Origin of the sequence: Paracerasibacillus soli, assembly GCF_042432965.1 — a bacterium.
GTDB lineage: Bacteria > Bacillota > Bacilli > Bacillales > Amphibacillaceae > Paracerasibacillus > Paracerasibacillus soli.
Genome location: NZ_JBHLWL010000056.1, coordinates 1 through 18,552, shown reverse-complemented (window position 1 = coordinate 18,552; position 18,552 = coordinate 1). Strand labels below are relative to the sequence as shown.

Genomic DNA, 18,552 nt, shown 5'->3' with positions numbered 1-18,552 from the left:
CACCCTTTCAAAAACTTTTCTTCTTATATTGCATCAATTTTCCAATTTTATGCGAGATCAGATTACAAGTGAGATTTTTTAATACTTTTGGGTATTCAAACCATTCATGCTAAACTAGATATAAACATAAACATCTTTCTTGGAGGTTAAATGACATGACAAAACAGCCGTACCGTAAGCACATATTTTTTTATCATAAGCAGGATGAAACGATTAATGAGCAGCTTGAAAGACTAAAAGACGTTGCGGTAAACAATGATTTTACTGTTGTAGACGAGGCTAAAAAAGCTAATATTATTGTTAGTATCGGCGGTGATGGTGCATTTTTACAAACTGTTAGAAAAACAGGATTTAGACAAGATTGTCTATATGTGGGAATTGCACTTCAGCATGAAATTGAACTTTATTGTGATTTCAATTTAGAAAACTTTTCAGAACTATTGTATGCTGTTCAACATGAGGAAGAAATCGAAGTAAGGCGTTTTCCACTCATTGACGTATCGATAAATGGTGTTGCATCTTCCAAATGTTTAAATGAAATAAGTGTCCGTTCTCCAATTGTAAAAACAATCGTGATGGATATTTATATCGATGATTTACATTTTGAGACTTTTCGTGGCGATGGACTTGTTGTCGCAACACCAACTGGCAGTACTGGATATAATAAATCAACAATGGGAGCTATTATTGATCCAAAATTGCCTTGCTTCCAAGTTACGGAACTAGCTTCGTTAAATAATAATAAATATCGGACACTTGGATCTTCATTTATTCTTAGCAGTGAAAAGAAGTTACATTTAGAAATTGAACAAGGTGGAAATGATTTTCCAGTAATAAGCTTTGACAATGAAGCTTTTCCAATCCGAAATGTAAAAGAAGTCACCGTTGGCTTAAGCAATCAAGTCGTTAAAACTGTGAAATTAAAAAACAATACATATTGGGACCGTGTAAAACGTATGTTTTTGTAAATACTTTAGGTTTTCTATCTTATTGAAAATTTAAAAGGACTATCCCATTAATGGGATAGTCCACATCCATTCCTATATCAAATTGTTATTTTTGACCGCCTAATTGTTGCTGAGCAACTTGAACTAAACGTTTTGTGATTTCTCCACCTACAGAACCGTTAGCACGAGAAACAGTTTCACCACCAAGGTTAACACCGAACTCTTGGGCAATTTCTGTCTTCATTTGGTCTAGTGCTTGTTGTACGCCAGGTACTACCAACTGATTTGAGTTGTTTGCCATCTTCATTCACCTCCTTGGTACATTACTTACTATGTCGAAAAGAGAGGTGAATCATGCATGAAATTCACTGGAAAGTCATGCTAATGCTGGCAATTTTTAAAACAGATCTTTAAATTGGTCTTCTTGACGTTTTTGTCCTGTTATTGTAATGGTTTCAATTCCCGCGATTGTTTCTTCTAAGAGCGCATCATAATTATATTTTGCTTCATAGTAAGCTGACTTATCACGCTTTGGCTTTGTTTTTGGTGCCTTTGGTACAAAAATCGTACAGCAATCTTCATATGGACGAATGGATATATCATACGTATCAATTTTACGAGCAATTTTAATAATCTCTTGCTTATCCATCGCTACTAAAGGTCGTAGAATGGGGTAGTTTGTCACTTCATTTATCGTATTCATACTATCCATCGTCTGACTCGCCACTTGGCCTAAACTTTCCCCAGTAGCGATAGACAAGATTCCTTCTTGTTTACAAACAGCCTCACTTATACGGAACATCATCCGTCGCATGATCGTCATACCATATCCATCTTTTGTTTCTGCAAAAATCTGCTGTTGCAATTTTGTGAATGGCACAATATGAACTTTTATTTTATGTCCATATTGCGTAAGTTTTTCTGCTAAATCTAATACTTTCTGTTTTGCGCGATCGCTTGTAAATGGAGGGGAATGGAAATGTATCGCTTCTAACTCTACTCCCCGCTTCATTGTCAAATATCCAGCAACTGGACTATCAATACCACCAGATAATAGCAATAATGTTTTACCAGATGTACCTACTGGAAGTCCTCCAGCACCTGGAATTGTTGCACTCGTTATATAAGTTGCATCTGTGCGGATTTCTACCCGTACTTCTAAATCAGGCCGATGGACATCTACTGTGATTCCTTCACTATTTTCTAATAAATATCCTCCAATAATCTGATTCATCTCAAGTGAACCAACTGGAAACCCTTTATGTGCACGTTTTGTAACAACTTTAAATGTATGAACATGGGTTGCCTGTAATAATGCATATAAAGCAGCTTTTTTAATTTCTTCTACATCATTCGTTACTTTTAAAGCTAAACTTAAACTGTGAATGCCAAATATTTGCTGACACTTATTCATAATTGGTTCAGGATCCTGTCCATTTAATAATATAAACATTCTACCTTGAATTCGTTTCACTTTCACACCTGAAAATGATTTTAATTGTTGTTGGATGTTATGTTGCAATTTATTTAAAAATTTATTTTGATTTCTACCTTTTAAAGCTAATTCACCGTAGCGAATTAAAATATGATCGAATTCCATGTGTACCTACCTCATTACTTTTTTTAATTCATTCATAGCTTTCTTAAATATATCGAGAAATTCACTTATTTCTTCGTTTGTATTATCATATGAAAGGCTAATTCGTAAAGCTGATTGCGATCTTTCTAAACTAAATCCACATGCCTTAATGATACGACTCTCATCTAACTGCTTAGATGAGCAAGCTGATTTAGTCGAAATAAAGATATTCTTCTGTCCAAGTGTATGAATCATCACTTCTGGTTTTAATCCTGGTACGGAAATATTAACAATATGTGGTGCCCCGTTTTCAGGAGAATTCATGAAAACACCTTCCACTTCTTGCAATCCTTCTCTTAATTGCATATACAAGTGCCGAAGAGTGCTCCTCTCATCTGTCTCTCGCTCTTTTATAAGACGCATTGCTTTTACCATCGCAACAATTCCCGCTAAATTTTCTGTCCCAGATCGTATACCTGCTTGTTGTTCCCCACCATGAAATAGCGGATGTAAGGAAATGTGATTTCTTTTCACTAATATACCTGTCCCTTTTAATCCGTGAAATTTATGACCTGAAATCGTACATAGATCAACTTTTGCGCGTTCCAAATTGAGAGGAACCTTCCCAAATCCTTGGACATCATCAACATGAAAATACAATTTTGGGTATTGACTACATATGTGACCAATTTCTTCAATTGGTTGAATCGAACCAATTTCATTATTCACGTGCATGACACTTACTAATATCGTATCTTCACGAATTGCTGCTTCTAAATCATGTAATGAAATAACGCCAGCTTCATTAACCGGTAAATAAGTAATTTCAAAACCAAATGTTTCTAAACTTTTACATGCATCATAAACAGAAGGGTGTTCAATTTCGGTCGTAATAATATGTTTTCCTCGATTTTGATGTTCAAAGGCAATTCCTTTAATTGCAAGATTATTCCCTTCTGTACCACCTGAAGTAAAAAACACTTCATTTTCAGCAACTTCCAATAACTGTGCAGCTTGTTCTTTCGCTTTCAATAGGAGTCTTTCTGCGTCACCACCAAACTGGTGGATGGAAGAAGGATTCCCAAAGAATCTTGTCGTTACCTGTTGAAAGCTTTCGATTATTTCTTTATGTGGCTTCGTTGTCGCACTATTGTCTAAATAAATCATTATACAGAACCCTTTCATGAAAAATCAACTTGTTATTAACTTCGCTCCCTAAACAAAAGAATAGGCTGACAGTCGAAAAGTAATCCTTTTCTACGGGGCAGCCTACGTACTTTTACATTACAAAATTTCTTGCATTTGCTCAATTTTTTTAATCGCACCAGGTTCTACTTCCTCAACAGCCTTTACCGCTTCTTCTAACGCACTTTCATACTCATAAGTACGAAATAGTCGTTCAGATTCTGCTAATTTAGCCGCTAAAACTGGATCCTTACTACGGTAACGGTTTGCATATTGAATAACGTGTTCAGTAAAATATGCCTGATCCAACATAAAATCTGTCTGTTCTATCAATTGATCAATCATTAATTTTGCCTCATTTAATGCTTGTTGCACTTCCGCAATATCTAACGGTTTTTTCTCAAGCACTTGAAATACATATTGATTTTTTTCTTGCGCATTTTCCATAATATTTAATATGAATTCCGGAATACCTGGTATATTGCTTTTTTTCAGCTTCCGATACGTACTTTGTAGTTGTTCGCGCATCTCAGATAATTGTGCTTTTGCTTTTATCTCATCTTGACGAAGATTTAATAAACCTTCTTTAAATTCTTCATGTCTTGCACGCAATTCCTCTATTTGTTTAAATCCACTTTCAAGCTGCTCTCTGAGAGTCGAATGAGCCGTTTGATCGTCTGTTAGATTTCTAGTTAATTCACTGAATTGATTTTGCAATTGGGTAATTGCTTTATCCAGTGACAAATATTTTTCCATGTCCATATCGTCTAAGTAATAGGTTTGTTTTATTTCATCAACTTCCAATCTTGTTGATTCTAAAGTTGATGCTGTTTCACTTAGAGCAGATTCATAACTCTTAACATGTGAATCCACATAGTTTTTCGCAAGTGCTTCTTTTTCTAGTAATTGATACATCTCTTTTATACGTATCTCAAGTTCAGCTACTACTTTTTTGGCTTCCTTTATTTCAGCTTGTTCTAATTCTTTTTCACAATCCTGTAGCCTTTGTTTATATTGCTGAATTTCTTTTTCAAATCCGAGATGTTCTACCCGGTAACCATCTTCTTTCATAGAATGTAAACCGTTAGATAATTCATCGAGTTCAGATGGTAGATGATGACTACATGCTTTAAAAATAGACGGATACTCCTCAAATGATTCTTTTAATTTCTCAAAATCAACCTTGACTTCTTCAACATGTTCTTTTGCTGCAAGATAATTTCCTGTATTTACAAGTTCAAAGTAATAATTTGTTCGTTCTTCCAATGTTTTTATATTGGCTTCAAACTTATTTCCAGCTTTTCCATATTGATAAAATTGTTGTGTCAGTTGTTTTTTAAGTTGACTTAATTCTGGTACAATTTGTTCTACTTCCATTCGACTCGTTTTCTCTGTATCAATTAATTCATCGAGTTCGGCTATGATTGTATCAATATCTTGTTCAATTTCTTTCAAAGTGCTAGCTATTTTTTGTAATAGTTTTTTTGCAGTTGGAAATCGATAACGATCCGCCGCTTCCTCCGCATCAAATAATTGTTCCTCTAAATTCGGCAATTCGTTTGTAACAATCGTTTCCCATTTATCTTTCCACATTTCAAACTTATCTTGTGTTTCACCAGAAAGATTTAATTTTTTTATTCTAGCAATCTCTGAAGCAACATTTCGATTTACAATTTCCATCTTCCGATTATCTAGTTGATCCACTTCATCGTAGATACGTTTACGAAAAATTAACCCCGCAATTAAAATTGCAATGATTACTAAAATACCACCGATAATAAATTCCATAAGATGCCTCCTAACCAGTTCCAAATAAGAGGGAGTATTTTATACATATATTAAATGTTAAATGTTTCTCGACTATCCATTATTGTATTTTTTAAATCGTTATACGCTATTATTTATAATACCATGTAATAGGTATTTTTGGCTAAGAAAACTTAAATTAATTGGTTATCTGACATTTTTCGAAAAATACATGCGTTTTCTTCTACAAATTTCTTGGAAGTAATTCAATTTTGCAATTTTCTATACTGGATTGATAACCTTCTTATCAACGATTGAATCGAGCCACTGATGAATTGTTTGAACATATTTAATAGCAAATTCCTCATTAGAATATGTACCAATAACTTGTGCTTTTAACTCCGTATGTAAAATATAAGGTGTAATAAGCATTCCTTTTAATTGCATAAATAAAAAATGACGGTCTATTAAGGGAACATTCCCTTCTTTCACAACATCAAAAAACAACTTGCTTAGATAGTGATTTTCTTTTGCTAAATAAGTTACAGTAATTTCACGTACAAAAACTGAATCTAACGTTAGTTCCCGATGGATAAAACAAGACATTTGGTGATGCTGTTGTTTATAATGTATAATTACTTCAAGTAACTTTTTTAGTTTTTCTAATGATTGCAATGTTTGTAACTTATGTATATTTTCTTCTACTATTTTGAAATATTCTTCATAGTAATTTGTAACAACATTTTCTAGTAAACCTTGTTTACTTCGGAAGTAATAGCTAATTGCCGAAACGTTGACAGAAGCCTTTTCCGCAATATCACGCACAGATGTCCCGCTAAATCCTTTTTGATAAAATAATAATGAAGCAGTATCCAATATTTTTTGCTTCGTTTGATTGGTTTTCAAAATACTCAACCTCCTTGGGCGTCTAGGTTATTAGCGTAAATAATCGGAATCTACTCTCATACCATCTAAATACGACATAGAAGCTAAAATTCCTGCAAACAATCGCAATTATCGCATTTGAATACGAATATTACATGCAAAGGATGATTTATATGTTTCAAACTTCAGCTTATACAGGAGATAGAGTAAAAGACTATGAATTTGTAACCAAACAACTTGATGCACTCGTTGCTGATGAAAAAGATATGATAGCTAATTTAGCAAATGCTGCTGCCTTATTAAATCAATTTTTAGATCACATTAATTGGGTAGGCTTCTATTTATGGAAAGAAGACCAATTGGTTCTAGGTCCATTTCAAGGGTTACCTGCTTGTATTCGTATTCCATATGGAAAAGGTGTATGTGGTACAGCGATTAAAGAACAAAAGACACAACTAGTCCCAGATGTAAATCTTTTTCCGGGGCATATCGCTTGTGACTCCCAAAGCCAATCCGAAATTGTCATTCCATTAATTGATAAAGACCGTATCATAGGTGTACTTGATATAGACAGTCCAATAAAAGATCGATTTGACGAAACTGACCAATATTATCTAGAAAAGTTTGCAGACGTGTTATTAAAAGCAATAAAAAGCTAAGAGCTAGACGCTCTAGCTTTTTATTGATATGGAATAACTTTATTTTTTCCAGCATGCTTTGCTTCGTATAGTGCTTTATCTGCACAAATAAATAAGTTGACAACCGATTCCCTTTGTTGACAAGACCACATCGCGACACCAGCCGATAAAGTAACGCGTGGATTGGTAAGTTGTGTCACTTTCGCAAGAATTCGCTCAGCCACGATTTCACTATCGGAAATGTTACATTCATGTAGGTAGATAGCAAGTTCCTCACCACCCCATCTAGCTGCAATGTCGTGACTACGAATGCTTTCACACAATATATTCGCAACTTGAACTAACACACGGTCCCCTATATGATGACCATAATGATCATTTATTTTTTTAAAATCATCAATATCGAATAAAACAAGACTACCCATTTTACCTACTTCCATATGCTCTTTAATTCTATCATCCAAATAAGCCCTTGTATGTAATTTTGTTAAATAGTCTGTAATGGCAGCATGTTCCAGTTTTTCTTTTAAGATGGTATTTGATAGTGCAAGTGTAGAATGCCCAATGAGTGCTTGGACAATTTTGAAACTCTCAAAAGTAAAATAATAAGGTTTTTCATGTAGCAACACAATCATCGCCCGACTAACCCCTGCATATTGCATTGGCACAGCCATCAATGATCGAAATTGTAAAACTCCATCGGCATAATTCCCTTTAATTAATCCATCATTTTTCGAGGTTACCTTCCCAAATAAATCATTAACGAGGGCCGTACCAGCCTCTGTATAAAAATATTCCGTGCTTCCCTCTAGTATCTGCACGACACTATCATTATTCGCTTTATGTATAATTCCTATTTGTGAGTACTTGCACCGTTCAGCAATTTTTCCCTTCAATAGTTTTATAATCTCACATACATTTAAATTTGAATTTAATTGACGCGAAGTCTCATTAATTAATCGTAAATCAGTAACTAATCGATTCGAATTTTGAATCAATGTTGTATTTTCAATTGCCTTTCCTGCTACTTTTGCTAATTGAGAAATAAAGTTAATTTCCTTTTTAGGAAAAAATAAATCTGCTGGGGCGATTACTTCAAGTACACCATATACACCTTGTTTACCTTTTAAGGGGGCATATAATCGATTACCCTCATGATGATTATCTAATAATGTTGTTCCACTTAAAAATGCACGTGTACTTGGTTCGTTTACACCCTGCTCATCATATTCAAGAGATTTTATTGGTAAACTCGTAGTTTCTATATCTTGTGATAAAAATAAATAGACAGTTAAACCAGGATACTGAAACTTCATATCTTCAATTATTTTCTCTAAAATAACTGTTTTATTTATGGTGGAATCCAATTGATAGCTTAGATCATATAAAAAACGCAGCTTATGTTTAGATTCCTTATTTTTATGAAAGTACTGTAATGTTTTAATAAAATTTTCAGTAAGTTCCTTTATGGCTTCATGTGATTCTAAAACGAGCTCATTTTCATTTGTTTCAGAGCCAAATATCATATACCCAATAAGATTGGTATCTAATTCAAGGTGAATATAATGAATAAGATACGGAGGAGTATCTGTTGTTTTAGTGAAAATTTGTTGCTTTAATACAGGATTACCTTGTATATCTTTCATAAAAGATGGCTGAAAGAGGCTCTTTCCTTGTTCATTTACACCGACTAACTTAAATACCGCTTCCCATTCATCGTAAATATAAATTGCTATATAGCTTTGATTCACAATATTAGCCAAATGATTTGCCACTGTTGAAAAGAATTCTCCATTACCATTACATTTTGGCATGTCACTTATTAAATCGAAATATAAACTGCCCAATTCCTCTTTTACTGTATGTAATTTCATTTTATCACCTTAATATGAAGATTAAATTCATAAATATAGGACTAATGTCACGTTTTTATTATAGCGAATATCTTGTTTGTTTTCATATATAAACAACTATTTAGCATAATTTTTTTCATTATAATAAATATCCTTCGTATATGTTGACTTATCGTGTCATAACTTTTATACTAGTCTTTGTGTAAAATAATTAAGTAGCCTAAGTGAACCACCGCTTGGACTCATTTTGTTCCTCATGAAGAGGTGTATCGCGTAACCCTCAGCTGCTGGGGCGATGGTACATGAAAACAAAATGAACATCGGTAAGGAACACACATGCGTTTATTTTATGCAAATAATAAAATATAAGGAGGAAATGTCTCATGGCACGATATACTGGACCGATTTGGAAAAAATCACGTCGTCTTGGCATTTCATTAACAGGAACTGGTAAAGAGCTAGATAAGCGCCCTTATGCACCAGGTCAGCACGGAGCAAATCAAAGAAGAAAGCTTTCAGAATACGGATTACAGCAACAAGAAAAGCAAAAGCTACGTTTTATGTACGGTTTAAACGAACGTCAATTCCGTACACTATTTGCAAAAGCTGGTAAAATGAAAGGTGTTCATGGTGAAAACTTTATGATTCTTTTAGATTCACGCCTTGATAACCTCGTTTACCGTCTTGGCCTTGCTCGTACACGCCGTCAAGCTCGCCAACTTGTAAACCATGGTCATATTACAGTTGATGGAAAACGCGTTGATATTCCATCTTATCAAGTAAAACCAGGTCAAACAATTGGTGTTCGTGAAAAGGCTAGAAACCTTGACATTATCAAAGAAGCAGTTGAAGTGAACAACTTTGTTCCAGACTACTTAACATTTGATGAAGACAAATTAGAAGGTCAGTTCACAAGATTACCTGAACGTTCTGAACTTCCAGCTGAAATTAACGAATCACTTATCGTTGAGTTCTACTCACGTTAATATTAGCACTTTGCATTTTAACGTAAACAAAACCCTTGAAATGTTGTTAAATCAACGTTTTGAGGGTTTTTTATTTTGTGGTTAATTCTAAAAATATAATATGTACACCCCTTATCATTCTTTTATCTATGTTTGTCTTAGGATTTACCATTTGTCACCACCGTATGTGACAATTGAAATAATATCAGGAAAAATTAATTTAAAACGAAAAGGATTTTTGGGGGCTAAAAGATCTCATTCCTCTATATTTTTTCACAGAAGAATTAGACCAATGGTATTCACAATTGCCCGTTTAGGGAATACTTCTCTATTGGTTTGTTAAAATATCCTTTAAAATCTTTGTGTCTTCTGAAGATATGTCAAAGCCATTTTTTTCGTGACCAACATACATTACTCTGCCTTTTTCTCCTGTATTCCCAAGCACAAGGTGCAATCCGTGAGTTTCCCCATTTTCATAGCGAATTAAAATATCATAATCAGGCTTTTCAGTATCGACATTAACTTTCTGTTCCCTACCTTCTGCATTTTTCAAAGCCTCTTCAAACCTTGATATGGTTGTGTCTTTATCAATTGTTGCAATATAATTTTCGTTTATTCCACCATAGCCACCAGATTTAGAAATGGAAATCGATGAAATATCATCTAACATCATCATTTCCTTTTCTTGAGATTGACAAGCAAATAAAAGTAATGTACAAAAAGATAACAATAATATAAAAAGTATTTTTTTCAAAATGTCTCCCCCTGTATTGATAATCATATTTCTCCAATTCCATAAGCAAGGATACTAAATAAAAAACTAATGATTGTTAAGCCTCCAACGGGAATAGAAAAAACTTGTTGTTTTTGAATTCAACGATAGCCGTGATTGCTCCCCCTACACACAGCACCAACCATATAGGCACAAACAATGCATCGGCAACGTCCATTGGTAGTAAACTTTATCCATTAGTCAAGAAAAAGAGCCATTGAAAAGTTAATAGCCCTACTATTATATAAGAAATCTTATAAGGACGTTTTCCCTTTCCACTTTTTCTAATAGCCAAAATTGCAGGCACAATAAACGTTGTAAGTACAATGATACCGAAAATTATCAAGAATATTAATGAAATAGTAATGATTAACACTTCCTTTCAATTTATGAACAAGTACCGGCGGCTCCCATTTCATTTCCGATCTTGATTGTCTAATCCCTTCGATATTCAAGAATATCCCCCGGCTGACAATCCAATGCCTTGCAAATTAATTCTAAAGTAGATAATCGAATCGCTTTTGCTTTTCCATTTTTTAAAATAGATATGTTAGCCATTGTGATTCCAACCTTTTCGGATAATTCTGCTACACTCATTTTTCTTTTTGCCAACATCACGTCAATATTGATTATAATTGCCACTATTTTCACCTCAGACCGTTAAATCATTTTCTGATTTTATATCTAAAGCACTTTTCAACAACTTCTGAAGAACCATAGTGAAGACTGCAATAACAACGGAACAAAAAATAATTGTAAATATGATAATTGCTATTCCGGGATGTAAAGCGTTTTGTGCCAATAAGAAGATAGCCCCTATTGCATATAAGCCACTAATTGTTATTGCACAGTATTTTATGTATCTTAATGCATTTACAGACAACTCCGAGAAGGCATTGCTTTTATCAATGTAGGTTAAAAGTTTCAAAGCTTTATACAAAGCAAAGTAAAACGGGATTCCTGTTACATACAAACCGATTAAAACGGGAAATCGTAAATAGGAAAACTCAGGAAACATTTCTGCAGTATCGTTTGCTAATCTAGGTAACCAAAATATAAACAAGGCAAGTACCATAATCCCAATAAAATAAACGGCAATTCTTAAAAAGAGTGTTGTTCCTCGTTGCATTTAAAAGCACCTCACTTAATTATCATCATTGTAATGTTAACACAACTTTATCGTAATTCAATAAATATATATTCATTTTCAATGAATTCTTATTGATTATTGACATAAAAAAGTATCTTTGAGTAAACAAAGATACTTTTCAAAAATATTGTAAGCCTAAATAATACCTCATTATTTCAACACAGCCTCATTCCACAGTCTGACTCCGTTTGCCACACGTATTTATTCAGCTACCGCACCCGTAAAAGGAAGTTACTTTACTTTATGGTAAAGATTCTTTAAATATTAAAAATCTCTAAGGATCTGATATTATACTAAATCACCTATTTTATCTAATAGATCATTCCCATACTTTACTCACGTTAATAGAACTACTTCTTAAAAAGCAATTAAAACCCTAGAAAGGTTGATTTATCAACATTTCTAGGGTCTTCCTTTTTCTGTGCTTCGTAGAATAATTTATTCTTCCCCAACAATTTGGGGGTCTTATAAAGGATTAAAGAATTTCTCTTTAAATCCATGATGGTAAATCAATTTAATAAATCTTTACCTTGCTGTCGAATACAAAAAATGATTGGTAAACTGATACAAATAACCAACAAAAAAATTCCCGTATATATTTCAATCATTGGAATTTTTGTCCATTGATACAATTCATTTTTGAGATAAAATGCATCTTTGAGTACTCGATTAGCAATAAAGATAAATACAAAACCAACTGGAATGATTTTCATTAGTAGTGATAAATAATGTTGACTGGTTTGAGAGAGGAATAAGAGAATTCCGCTATAAGCCATCCCAGTCAAGTAAACTAACAATATAACGTTCACTATCCACTCGGCAAATGTCCATTGATAAAAAGATAGTAATAAAGGTTCCTCATTATCGATAAAAAATGAATTCAATCCATTCGAAAAATATTGTGTGAAATCAGTAAAATACAACAAACTTCCAAAAATCCCTACGACAAAAGTAATCAACAAAAAGCTAGCAGTCATACCAATAATAAATTGTGTCCAAAGAATGTTCCGTCCATGACGACTACTCCATTGAATTTTTTGTAACCCTAACAAGCGATCTCTAACAAAAAAAGAAGGGATCAATATGGACAATAGAAAAATAAATAAGATAAGAATACTTTCAAAATAACTAGCAACTGTCGAAGATAAATAACTGGGCAAAATATTCCGCCAACCATCTTCCATAAACAATGTTTCTGAAAGCCTTTCTCTTTCTTTTTCCGTATAATGTTCATCATTGAGAAACACTTCCGATGAATCAAATTGGTTCATAGAATTATATAAGTTTTGTAAGACATTGATTTTATCCACCATTGAATGAGCGGTATCATTTATCAAGTCCTGCTGTATCCCATCGATTTGTTTAACGATTTCTTTCTCTTTTTCATTCATCTCATTGATTGCCCCAAGGGGAACGTTTTCTTCATACCAGGATTCAAACTCAGCATAATTTCCAAGTTGAAGTTTTTTTGCGATAGGGTTTTCCGAGACAATCATGTCCGCTTGTTTGACCAAGGTAACATACTCCGCTTCGATTTCTGCTATTTCTTCATCTTCAAGCGTTTGTCCAAATCGATTTTGCCAATCAGAAGCTTGCTCATAAATAGGAATCAAACCGCCATTCGGCCAAAATTTATGGATAAAAGTCAACTCTTGATTGAAGAACACAATCGTTATCAAAAGTGCAACAAGAAGTAAAATCGGTTGAAATAATTTTTTAAACTCAACAGTAAACACTTTATTTTACCTCCTTTGTAGCATAGAATTTACTTGTTAAAATACCGCCAATGCCTAAGAGAAATATGTTGATTACCATTGCAATTGATTCTTGCCACGGAATTGTTGCATAAGGTCCCATTTCCGTAAACCAATAGCCTTGTACTTTCCACAGTGAAATGGGGTGCCACATCAATAGAGAATGCAAGTTCCACCACCCCATTTGATTAATGATTTGTTCCAGTCCCAGGAAGACAACATACATGATAACAAAGACAATAAATCCTCGAAATAAATGATCTGTCCATAAGCCTATGAGAAAATTAAATCCATGACAGATAATGATTAATAGTCCACCTAATACAATGGACAGAATCGTATAGTTTAACAATGTCATTGGTTGCCAAGGTATAAAGGGAATTTCCAGCGATTGAGGGACATAAACATTTAAGTGAAATTGTGTCGACATACTTGTCTCCCATAATGTTCCAATAGGATACATATGATTAAAAATGCCAAACGTCAACATGACCATCGTTACATAAAATAGAAATATGAGAATGAAGCTCGCTGCATATTTACCCACTTGTGTTTTACGTCCTGTTTTTGATGTCACCACTAAGACATCTGTTTTCGTTAAACGCTCAGAAGTACTTCCATACAAACCTAATAATAAAGCAAAAATCAAACTTTCTCCTAAAATCGCACGAAATAATCGGTTTCTTATAAAGGTGAAGATACTCATTGTTTCTCCCGCTGTGCCCATTTCCAATGCAGCTTGTTCTTCTGCTAATTCATGTACGACAGAAGTTAATTTTTCGTATTTTATCTTCATTTTTTCAGCGACTGAACCTTGAATTTGAAAATAATTAATCATTTCTTGACCTAACACCTCTGTTGCGTAATGTTGAAAAACATTCTCTAGTTTAGCAGTTTCTATCAGTAATCGCTGTTGATTTCTACTAGTATATTGATTGGAAAGTTTTTCATGGAATTCGGATGTAATTAAAGTTCCTGTTTTTACTTCAGTTTCCTGAACATAATTTAAATAAGATTGATCCAGCTCTGCTGTCGCAATATACATTGTATTTAAAAATAAACTTGCGATAAAAAACAAGAAGATCATTGGCTGTTCAAATAGTTTACGAATCTCAAAGGGGATAATTCGCAACATCTTCAGCCACCCTATCTCGATAAATGTACAGAAATGCGTCTTCCAAACTTGGACGTACTTCCACCCCTTCCTTTGGGATAAATGGGCTTGCAATTCTTAGCAAATGACCTTTATCGCTTTCTGTTTCACTTAATAGCAATTGCTCTTGAGCTAATTGATAAGTAGCGGGAACTTCAAAAATTTTCCCTTGTACCGATTGGGTAATTTGGGAGGGTGTTTCGCAACAGTACAAGTGATGATTTTTAATCATAATGATTTGTTTTGCAATCGTCTCAACATCCGAAACGATGTGTGTAGATAAAATAACAATCCTGTCTTGAGCAAGACGATGGATCAAATTACGAAAACGAACGCGTTCTTTTGGGTCTAAGCCTGCTGTTGGCTCATCTAAAATGAGCAACTTCGGATTATTTAACATCGCTTGAGCAATTCCTACCCGCTGAATCATCCCTCCCGAAAAACGTTTCATTTTCTTATTTTTCACATCAGAAAGTGCAACAAGTTCTAAAAGCTGATCAATCTTTTCTTTCGCTTCTTTCTTATTCATTTTTTGTAATGCTGCAATATATAATAAAAATCTTGTGGGAGTATAATTGCCATAGTAACCAAAATCTTGTGGCAAGTAACCTAATATTCCCCGATACTCCGCTCCAAGCTCTTTAATTGCTTGTCCATTCCATAATATTTCACCAGAGGTTGGAAATAAAAGTGTTGTAATCATTTTCAATAATGTCGTTTTTCCCGCACCATTCGGAGACAATAATCCATAAACGCCATTTTCAAAAGTCAAAGAAATATCCTTCAAAATTGGATTGGACTGAAATTTCTTACTCACATGATTAAGTACTAACATAGGTAATCGTTCCTTCCTTTTTCATAAAGTAGCTGTAACGCAATAAATAGAAAAATAAAAGTACTAATCCAAAAACAAGCACTGTGACAATTGAAAGCGGCAGATACAACAGAAGCTGAGCAATCCAGTCTTGTTTCCAAGCAAAGAGAACTCCCACAGCCCCCCATATAGTCGGCGTTACCCAATAACTGCAATACATCGGTATTTTGTATTCTAGAAGGAGTTGAATATTAGCAAATAAAAACAAGGAAGAAAAAGACAGACTAAGCAATCTCATCAACGAAAGTTCCTGACCAAGCAATTGCCAAATAAGGATATTACCCCCAACAGAAACAACTAAAGAAATCCCACTAAACGCCAACATACGTATAATGAATAGTTCCTTCAAAGAAACACTTAGTGTCATTTTTAGTTCAAAGGTTCCTAATAGTCTCTCTTTCCAAATTCCAAGAAAATACAACAGTGCATAGCAAATAGGAGATGCCCCAAAAACAGTAAAATAAATTTCATCACGGTGGTCATTCTCAAGTAAATGATGTAAATCAGGAAAATATAGTATCCCCACTCCTATCAATAAAAGTCCAACAATAAATAAAATATCTCCCATTCCCCAAAATAGATAACGGAAACCAACTTCTTTATAATAAGAGCGAAGAAATTCTTTAAACGTTATTGGACGAAGATTGACTTCTTTTAAAATAAAAGCAATGCTATTTTCTCTTTCATCCCGTGTGAAAAGGATACTTTTTTTCTCACTATTCATGTTCACTAAACTCCTCTCTAATTCTTTTAATCAATCGATAGTACTGGGCTTTGATTCGCTCCTCTTTTTTAACAAGCAATGAAGCAATCTCTGGAAATGATAATTCCCCATAGACTCGTAACCGAAAGACTTCCTGGATTTCCGGACGAAAGCTTGCAACATATTGATTAATCGCTTCTAATAACTCCTTCTGATACAAACTTTCATCAAAATCTTTTTCTTCTCCCCATTGCACATCTTTTAATTCTAACCAAGTTGCCTTCACCCTGCGGCGTGCATCAATGACTTTATAGGTTCCAATACGGAAAATCCATGTTCTAAATGAAGATTTGCGTTCATCATAAGAACTCAATCCTTTTAGAGCAGCGATAAAAACTTCCTGTGTTAAATCAAGAGCGTCATTTCCGTTACCAACTTGACGATAAAGATAAAAATACAGGTCATCATAATAACGTCGAATCAATTCATTTGCTGCCTGATTCGAACCTTTTTTTAATATGTAACGAATTAAACGCTTATCAGTTAACACTTTTCTACTCCTTTCTATTTCATTACCTTTATATTCGAAATCCAAGTTATAATCGTTGCACTATTTACTTTTTACTATATCAAAGTCAGATTTGTTGACTTCTTTGCAACAACTTTGGCAGATGGAATAATAAGGTCATACCTTAACGCTAAATCTCTTTCTACACTATCCAGCATCGTGTGCATTTCTTCTAATATTTCAGCCCACCACAGTATTTTGTATTGATGATTGCCTCTTAAATTATAGTCTTCGTAAAAAGTTACTCGTAAAATTATTTCACATTGAACAAGAGAAGTTACTTAACTTCTTTCTATATGAAAATGGAAAACCAAGAAAAGACATTTAGTGAATATGAATTAACTCCCTCTGCACTAGATAAATGGATAAAATAGAGTAAAACAACTGGTTCATTTAAAGAAGAAGATAATCGTTCCACAGAAGAAAGTGAATTAACTAAAGCGATTATTGATATTTCCCATAAAAAACTGCCAAAATTACGGTCCCCGAAAAATCAAGCCTGAATGAAAGAAAAGAGGTATGGTTGTCTCAAGAAGACGTATAGGACGTATAATGTTTAAGGCCCGTTGAATATAAAATAGTTGCTCCTTAAAACATTTGTCCAGTTTAGTGTTGACATACCATTCTCTTTTTTTATGGGAATGTATAAACATCCTCTATATCTTTATAGCTATCTAAAAATAATAAGTCTCTCTATTTAAATATGGAAAATGTATCTTGAAAAAAGCTGATTTTCTATCTCCCCCTCCATTAATAACAAAACAGATCACTTTTGGTAAGTGACCATTAGCGATCTGTTTAATGAAGTCATCTTTAACCATTTATTTAGAAACTAGAAGGTAGATTCCCCCGGCTTTTATCTCTTTATTTTCTAACAACAGGGATCCACATTTCGCCATATACTAAGCCGCCCTGTTGTCCCATCAAAACTACAGCATTTGGACCGCCAACATAAGATACATTCGTTACTTCCATAAGGACTTCACCAAACGCAATACCAGTAAGCTTGTTACCCAACTCTTCGTCTGTATGCGCTTCCCCTTTAACAACGATGTATTCCCCTTTAGGAAATTCGATAAGTCTAGTTGCCTCTGGTAAGGACTCCTCCGCCATAACACCAACGTAATGCATCATCTTGTTATTCACCGCTTCGTTGACAACAAAAATGTAGTCATTTTTTGCGACAGTTTTTAGTTTATCAAGGCGTCCATCTTGGTTAACGGCATGCCAAAAGTCTGCTTTTTCCTTATTAATTCCAGCTTGGTCTGTGTAATCACTCTTCATTTCTACTCCAAAACCTAAAACAGTAAAGCTGTCCTTTTCTACTAAAGTATAGTTTGCCATTACAAAAATCCTCCTTTTAAATGAAACAAAAGATTTGGTTTTTCCTTTGTTAAGTTTTATGATAGCATTAAACCGTGTCAAAAAATGATACTGTTAAGAGGGAAGCCAATGAAAAAAGTTGAACGGATTAATACCATCATGCGGTATATCAATAACCGCTCTTTCTTTACAATATCTGAAATTATGCGTGAATTTAATATTTCTCGTTCGACCGCTATTAGGGATATCAGGGATATTGAAGCCATGGGGATGCCATTAGAAGCTGAAGTTGGAAGGGATGGAGGTTATTCCGTTATGAGTAACTCTGTTTTGCCTTCCGTTCGCTTTACCAATGATTGTATTTCGCAAGTGAAAAGTGAGCCACTTCGCAATTAAATTTTGAACCACCCTAAAATAAATAATTATTCATCAGTTGATTCGTTTTTTAGCCATTCCT

The 18,552-nt window shown here is 34.0% G+C and carries 18 protein-coding genes and 1 pseudogene; 4 read left to right on the top strand and 15 right to left on the bottom strand.

What is annotated here, in order from left to right:
* Window positions 1-155: 155 nt before the first annotated feature.
* Window positions 156-968 (top strand): NAD kinase, encoded by an 813-nt coding sequence (locus tag ACFFIS_RS14220; protein ID WP_320379386.1) that lies wholly within the window; start codon window positions 156-158, stop codon window positions 966-968.
* A gap of 85 nt (window positions 969-1,053) precedes the next feature.
* On the opposite strand, the gene ACFFIS_RS14215 is transcribed toward ACFFIS_RS14220, so the two are convergent.
* The 5 genes from ACFFIS_RS14215 to refZ form a co-directional block, all read right to left on the bottom strand.
* Window positions 1,054-1,254 carry an alpha/beta-type small acid-soluble spore protein gene (locus ACFFIS_RS14215; protein ID WP_320379387.1) on the bottom strand — a complete coding sequence of 67 codons (201 nt, stop codon included), beginning with the start codon at window positions 1,252-1,254 and terminating at the stop codon, window positions 1,054-1,056.
* 90 nt (window positions 1,255-1,344) lie between these two features.
* Window positions 1,345-2,547 (bottom strand): tRNA uracil 4-sulfurtransferase ThiI, encoded by a 1,203-nt coding sequence (thiI, locus tag ACFFIS_RS14210; RefSeq protein ID WP_390188075.1) that lies wholly within the window; start codon window positions 2,545-2,547, stop codon window positions 1,345-1,347.
* Window positions 2,548-2,553: 6 nt separating this feature from the next.
* Entirely contained in the window at window positions 2,554-3,693 is a 1,140-nt protein-coding gene (locus ACFFIS_RS14205; RefSeq protein WP_320379388.1) for a cysteine desulfurase family protein, read from the bottom strand.
* A gap of 117 nt (window positions 3,694-3,810) precedes the next feature.
* Complete coding sequence (ezrA, locus tag ACFFIS_RS14200) at window positions 3,811-5,499, bottom strand: septation ring formation regulator EzrA (RefSeq protein ID WP_320379389.1); 1,689 nt, start codon at window positions 5,497-5,499, stop codon at window positions 3,811-3,813.
* A 240-nt stretch (window positions 5,500-5,739) separates the two neighbouring features.
* Entirely contained in the window at window positions 5,740-6,363 is a 624-nt protein-coding gene (refZ, locus tag ACFFIS_RS14195) for a forespore capture DNA-binding protein RefZ (RefSeq protein WP_390188073.1), read from the bottom strand.
* A gap of 152 nt (window positions 6,364-6,515) precedes the next feature.
* Here refZ and msrC point away from each other — a divergent pair, with 152 nt between their 5' ends.
* On the top strand, window positions 6,516-7,001 hold the full coding sequence (gene msrC, locus ACFFIS_RS14190) for a free L-methionine (R)-S-oxide reductase MsrC (RefSeq protein ID WP_320379392.1): 486 nt from the start codon (window positions 6,516-6,518) through the stop codon (window positions 6,999-7,001).
* 20 nt (window positions 7,002-7,021) lie between these two features.
* Here the strand turns inward: msrC and ACFFIS_RS14185 are convergent, their stop codons facing one another.
* Window positions 7,022-8,854 (bottom strand): sensor domain-containing diguanylate cyclase, encoded by a 1,833-nt coding sequence (locus ACFFIS_RS14185; protein ID WP_390188072.1) that lies wholly within the window; start codon window positions 8,852-8,854, stop codon window positions 7,022-7,024.
* Window positions 8,855-9,216: 362 nt separating this feature from the next.
* On the opposite strand from ACFFIS_RS14185, the gene rpsD reads away from it, so the two are divergent.
* Window positions 9,217-9,819 (top strand): 30S ribosomal protein S4, encoded by a 603-nt coding sequence (rpsD, locus tag ACFFIS_RS14180; protein WP_390188070.1) that lies wholly within the window; start codon window positions 9,217-9,219, stop codon window positions 9,817-9,819.
* A gap of 307 nt (window positions 9,820-10,126) precedes the next feature.
* Here rpsD and ACFFIS_RS14175 read toward each other — a convergent pair whose 3' ends face one another.
* The 9 genes from ACFFIS_RS14175 to ACFFIS_RS14135 all read right to left on the bottom strand — a co-directional run bounded on the left by ACFFIS_RS14175 (window position 10,127) and on the right by ACFFIS_RS14135 (window position 18,116).
* A complete protein-coding gene (locus tag ACFFIS_RS14175; RefSeq protein ID WP_390188069.1) occupies window positions 10,127-10,552 on the bottom strand; it encodes a YhfM domain-containing protein in 426 nt (141 codons plus the stop codon).
* A 453-nt stretch (window positions 10,553-11,005) separates the two neighbouring features.
* Complete coding sequence (locus ACFFIS_RS14170) at window positions 11,006-11,212, bottom strand: helix-turn-helix domain-containing protein (RefSeq protein ID WP_320379397.1); 207 nt, start codon at window positions 11,210-11,212, stop codon at window positions 11,006-11,008.
* A 10-nt stretch (window positions 11,213-11,222) separates the two neighbouring features.
* Window positions 11,223-11,699: a DUF2975 domain-containing protein gene (locus ACFFIS_RS14165; protein ID WP_320379398.1), complete on the bottom strand. Its 477-nt coding sequence runs from the start codon at window positions 11,697-11,699 to the stop codon at window positions 11,223-11,225.
* A gap of 530 nt (window positions 11,700-12,229) precedes the next feature.
* Window positions 12,230-13,456, bottom strand: a complete 1,227-nt coding sequence (locus ACFFIS_RS14160) for a hypothetical protein (protein ID WP_390188067.1) — start codon at window positions 13,454-13,456, stop codon at window positions 12,230-12,232.
* A gap of 1 nt (window position 13,457) precedes the next feature.
* Window positions 13,458-14,609: a hypothetical protein gene (locus ACFFIS_RS14155; protein ID WP_320379401.1), complete on the bottom strand. Its 1,152-nt coding sequence runs from the start codon at window positions 14,607-14,609 to the stop codon at window positions 13,458-13,460.
* Window positions 14,587-15,462: an ABC transporter ATP-binding protein gene (locus ACFFIS_RS14150; RefSeq protein WP_390188066.1), complete on the bottom strand. Its 876-nt coding sequence runs from the start codon at window positions 15,460-15,462 to the stop codon at window positions 14,587-14,589. The genes ACFFIS_RS14155 and ACFFIS_RS14150 overlap by 23 nt, the downstream gene beginning before the upstream one ends.
* On the bottom strand, window positions 15,449-16,225 hold the full coding sequence (locus ACFFIS_RS14145; protein ID WP_390188064.1) for a hypothetical protein: 777 nt from the start codon (window positions 16,223-16,225) through the stop codon (window positions 15,449-15,451). Before ACFFIS_RS14145 ends, ACFFIS_RS14150 begins: the two co-directional genes overlap by 14 nt.
* A complete protein-coding gene (locus ACFFIS_RS14140) occupies window positions 16,218-16,754 on the bottom strand; it encodes an RNA polymerase sigma factor (RefSeq protein WP_390188062.1) in 537 nt (178 codons plus the stop codon). Before ACFFIS_RS14140 ends, ACFFIS_RS14145 begins: the two co-directional genes overlap by 8 nt.
* An 882-nt stretch (window positions 16,755-17,636) precedes the next feature.
* A complete protein-coding gene (locus tag ACFFIS_RS14135; RefSeq protein WP_320379405.1) occupies window positions 17,637-18,116 on the bottom strand; it encodes a GyrI-like domain-containing protein in 480 nt (159 codons plus the stop codon).
* 108 nt (window positions 18,117-18,224) lie between these two features.
* Here ACFFIS_RS14135 and ACFFIS_RS14130 point away from each other — a divergent pair.
* A pseudogene (locus ACFFIS_RS14130) lies at window positions 18,225-18,452 on the top strand (helix-turn-helix transcriptional regulator); the annotation flags it as partial.
* Window positions 18,453-18,552: the final 100 nt, after the last annotated feature.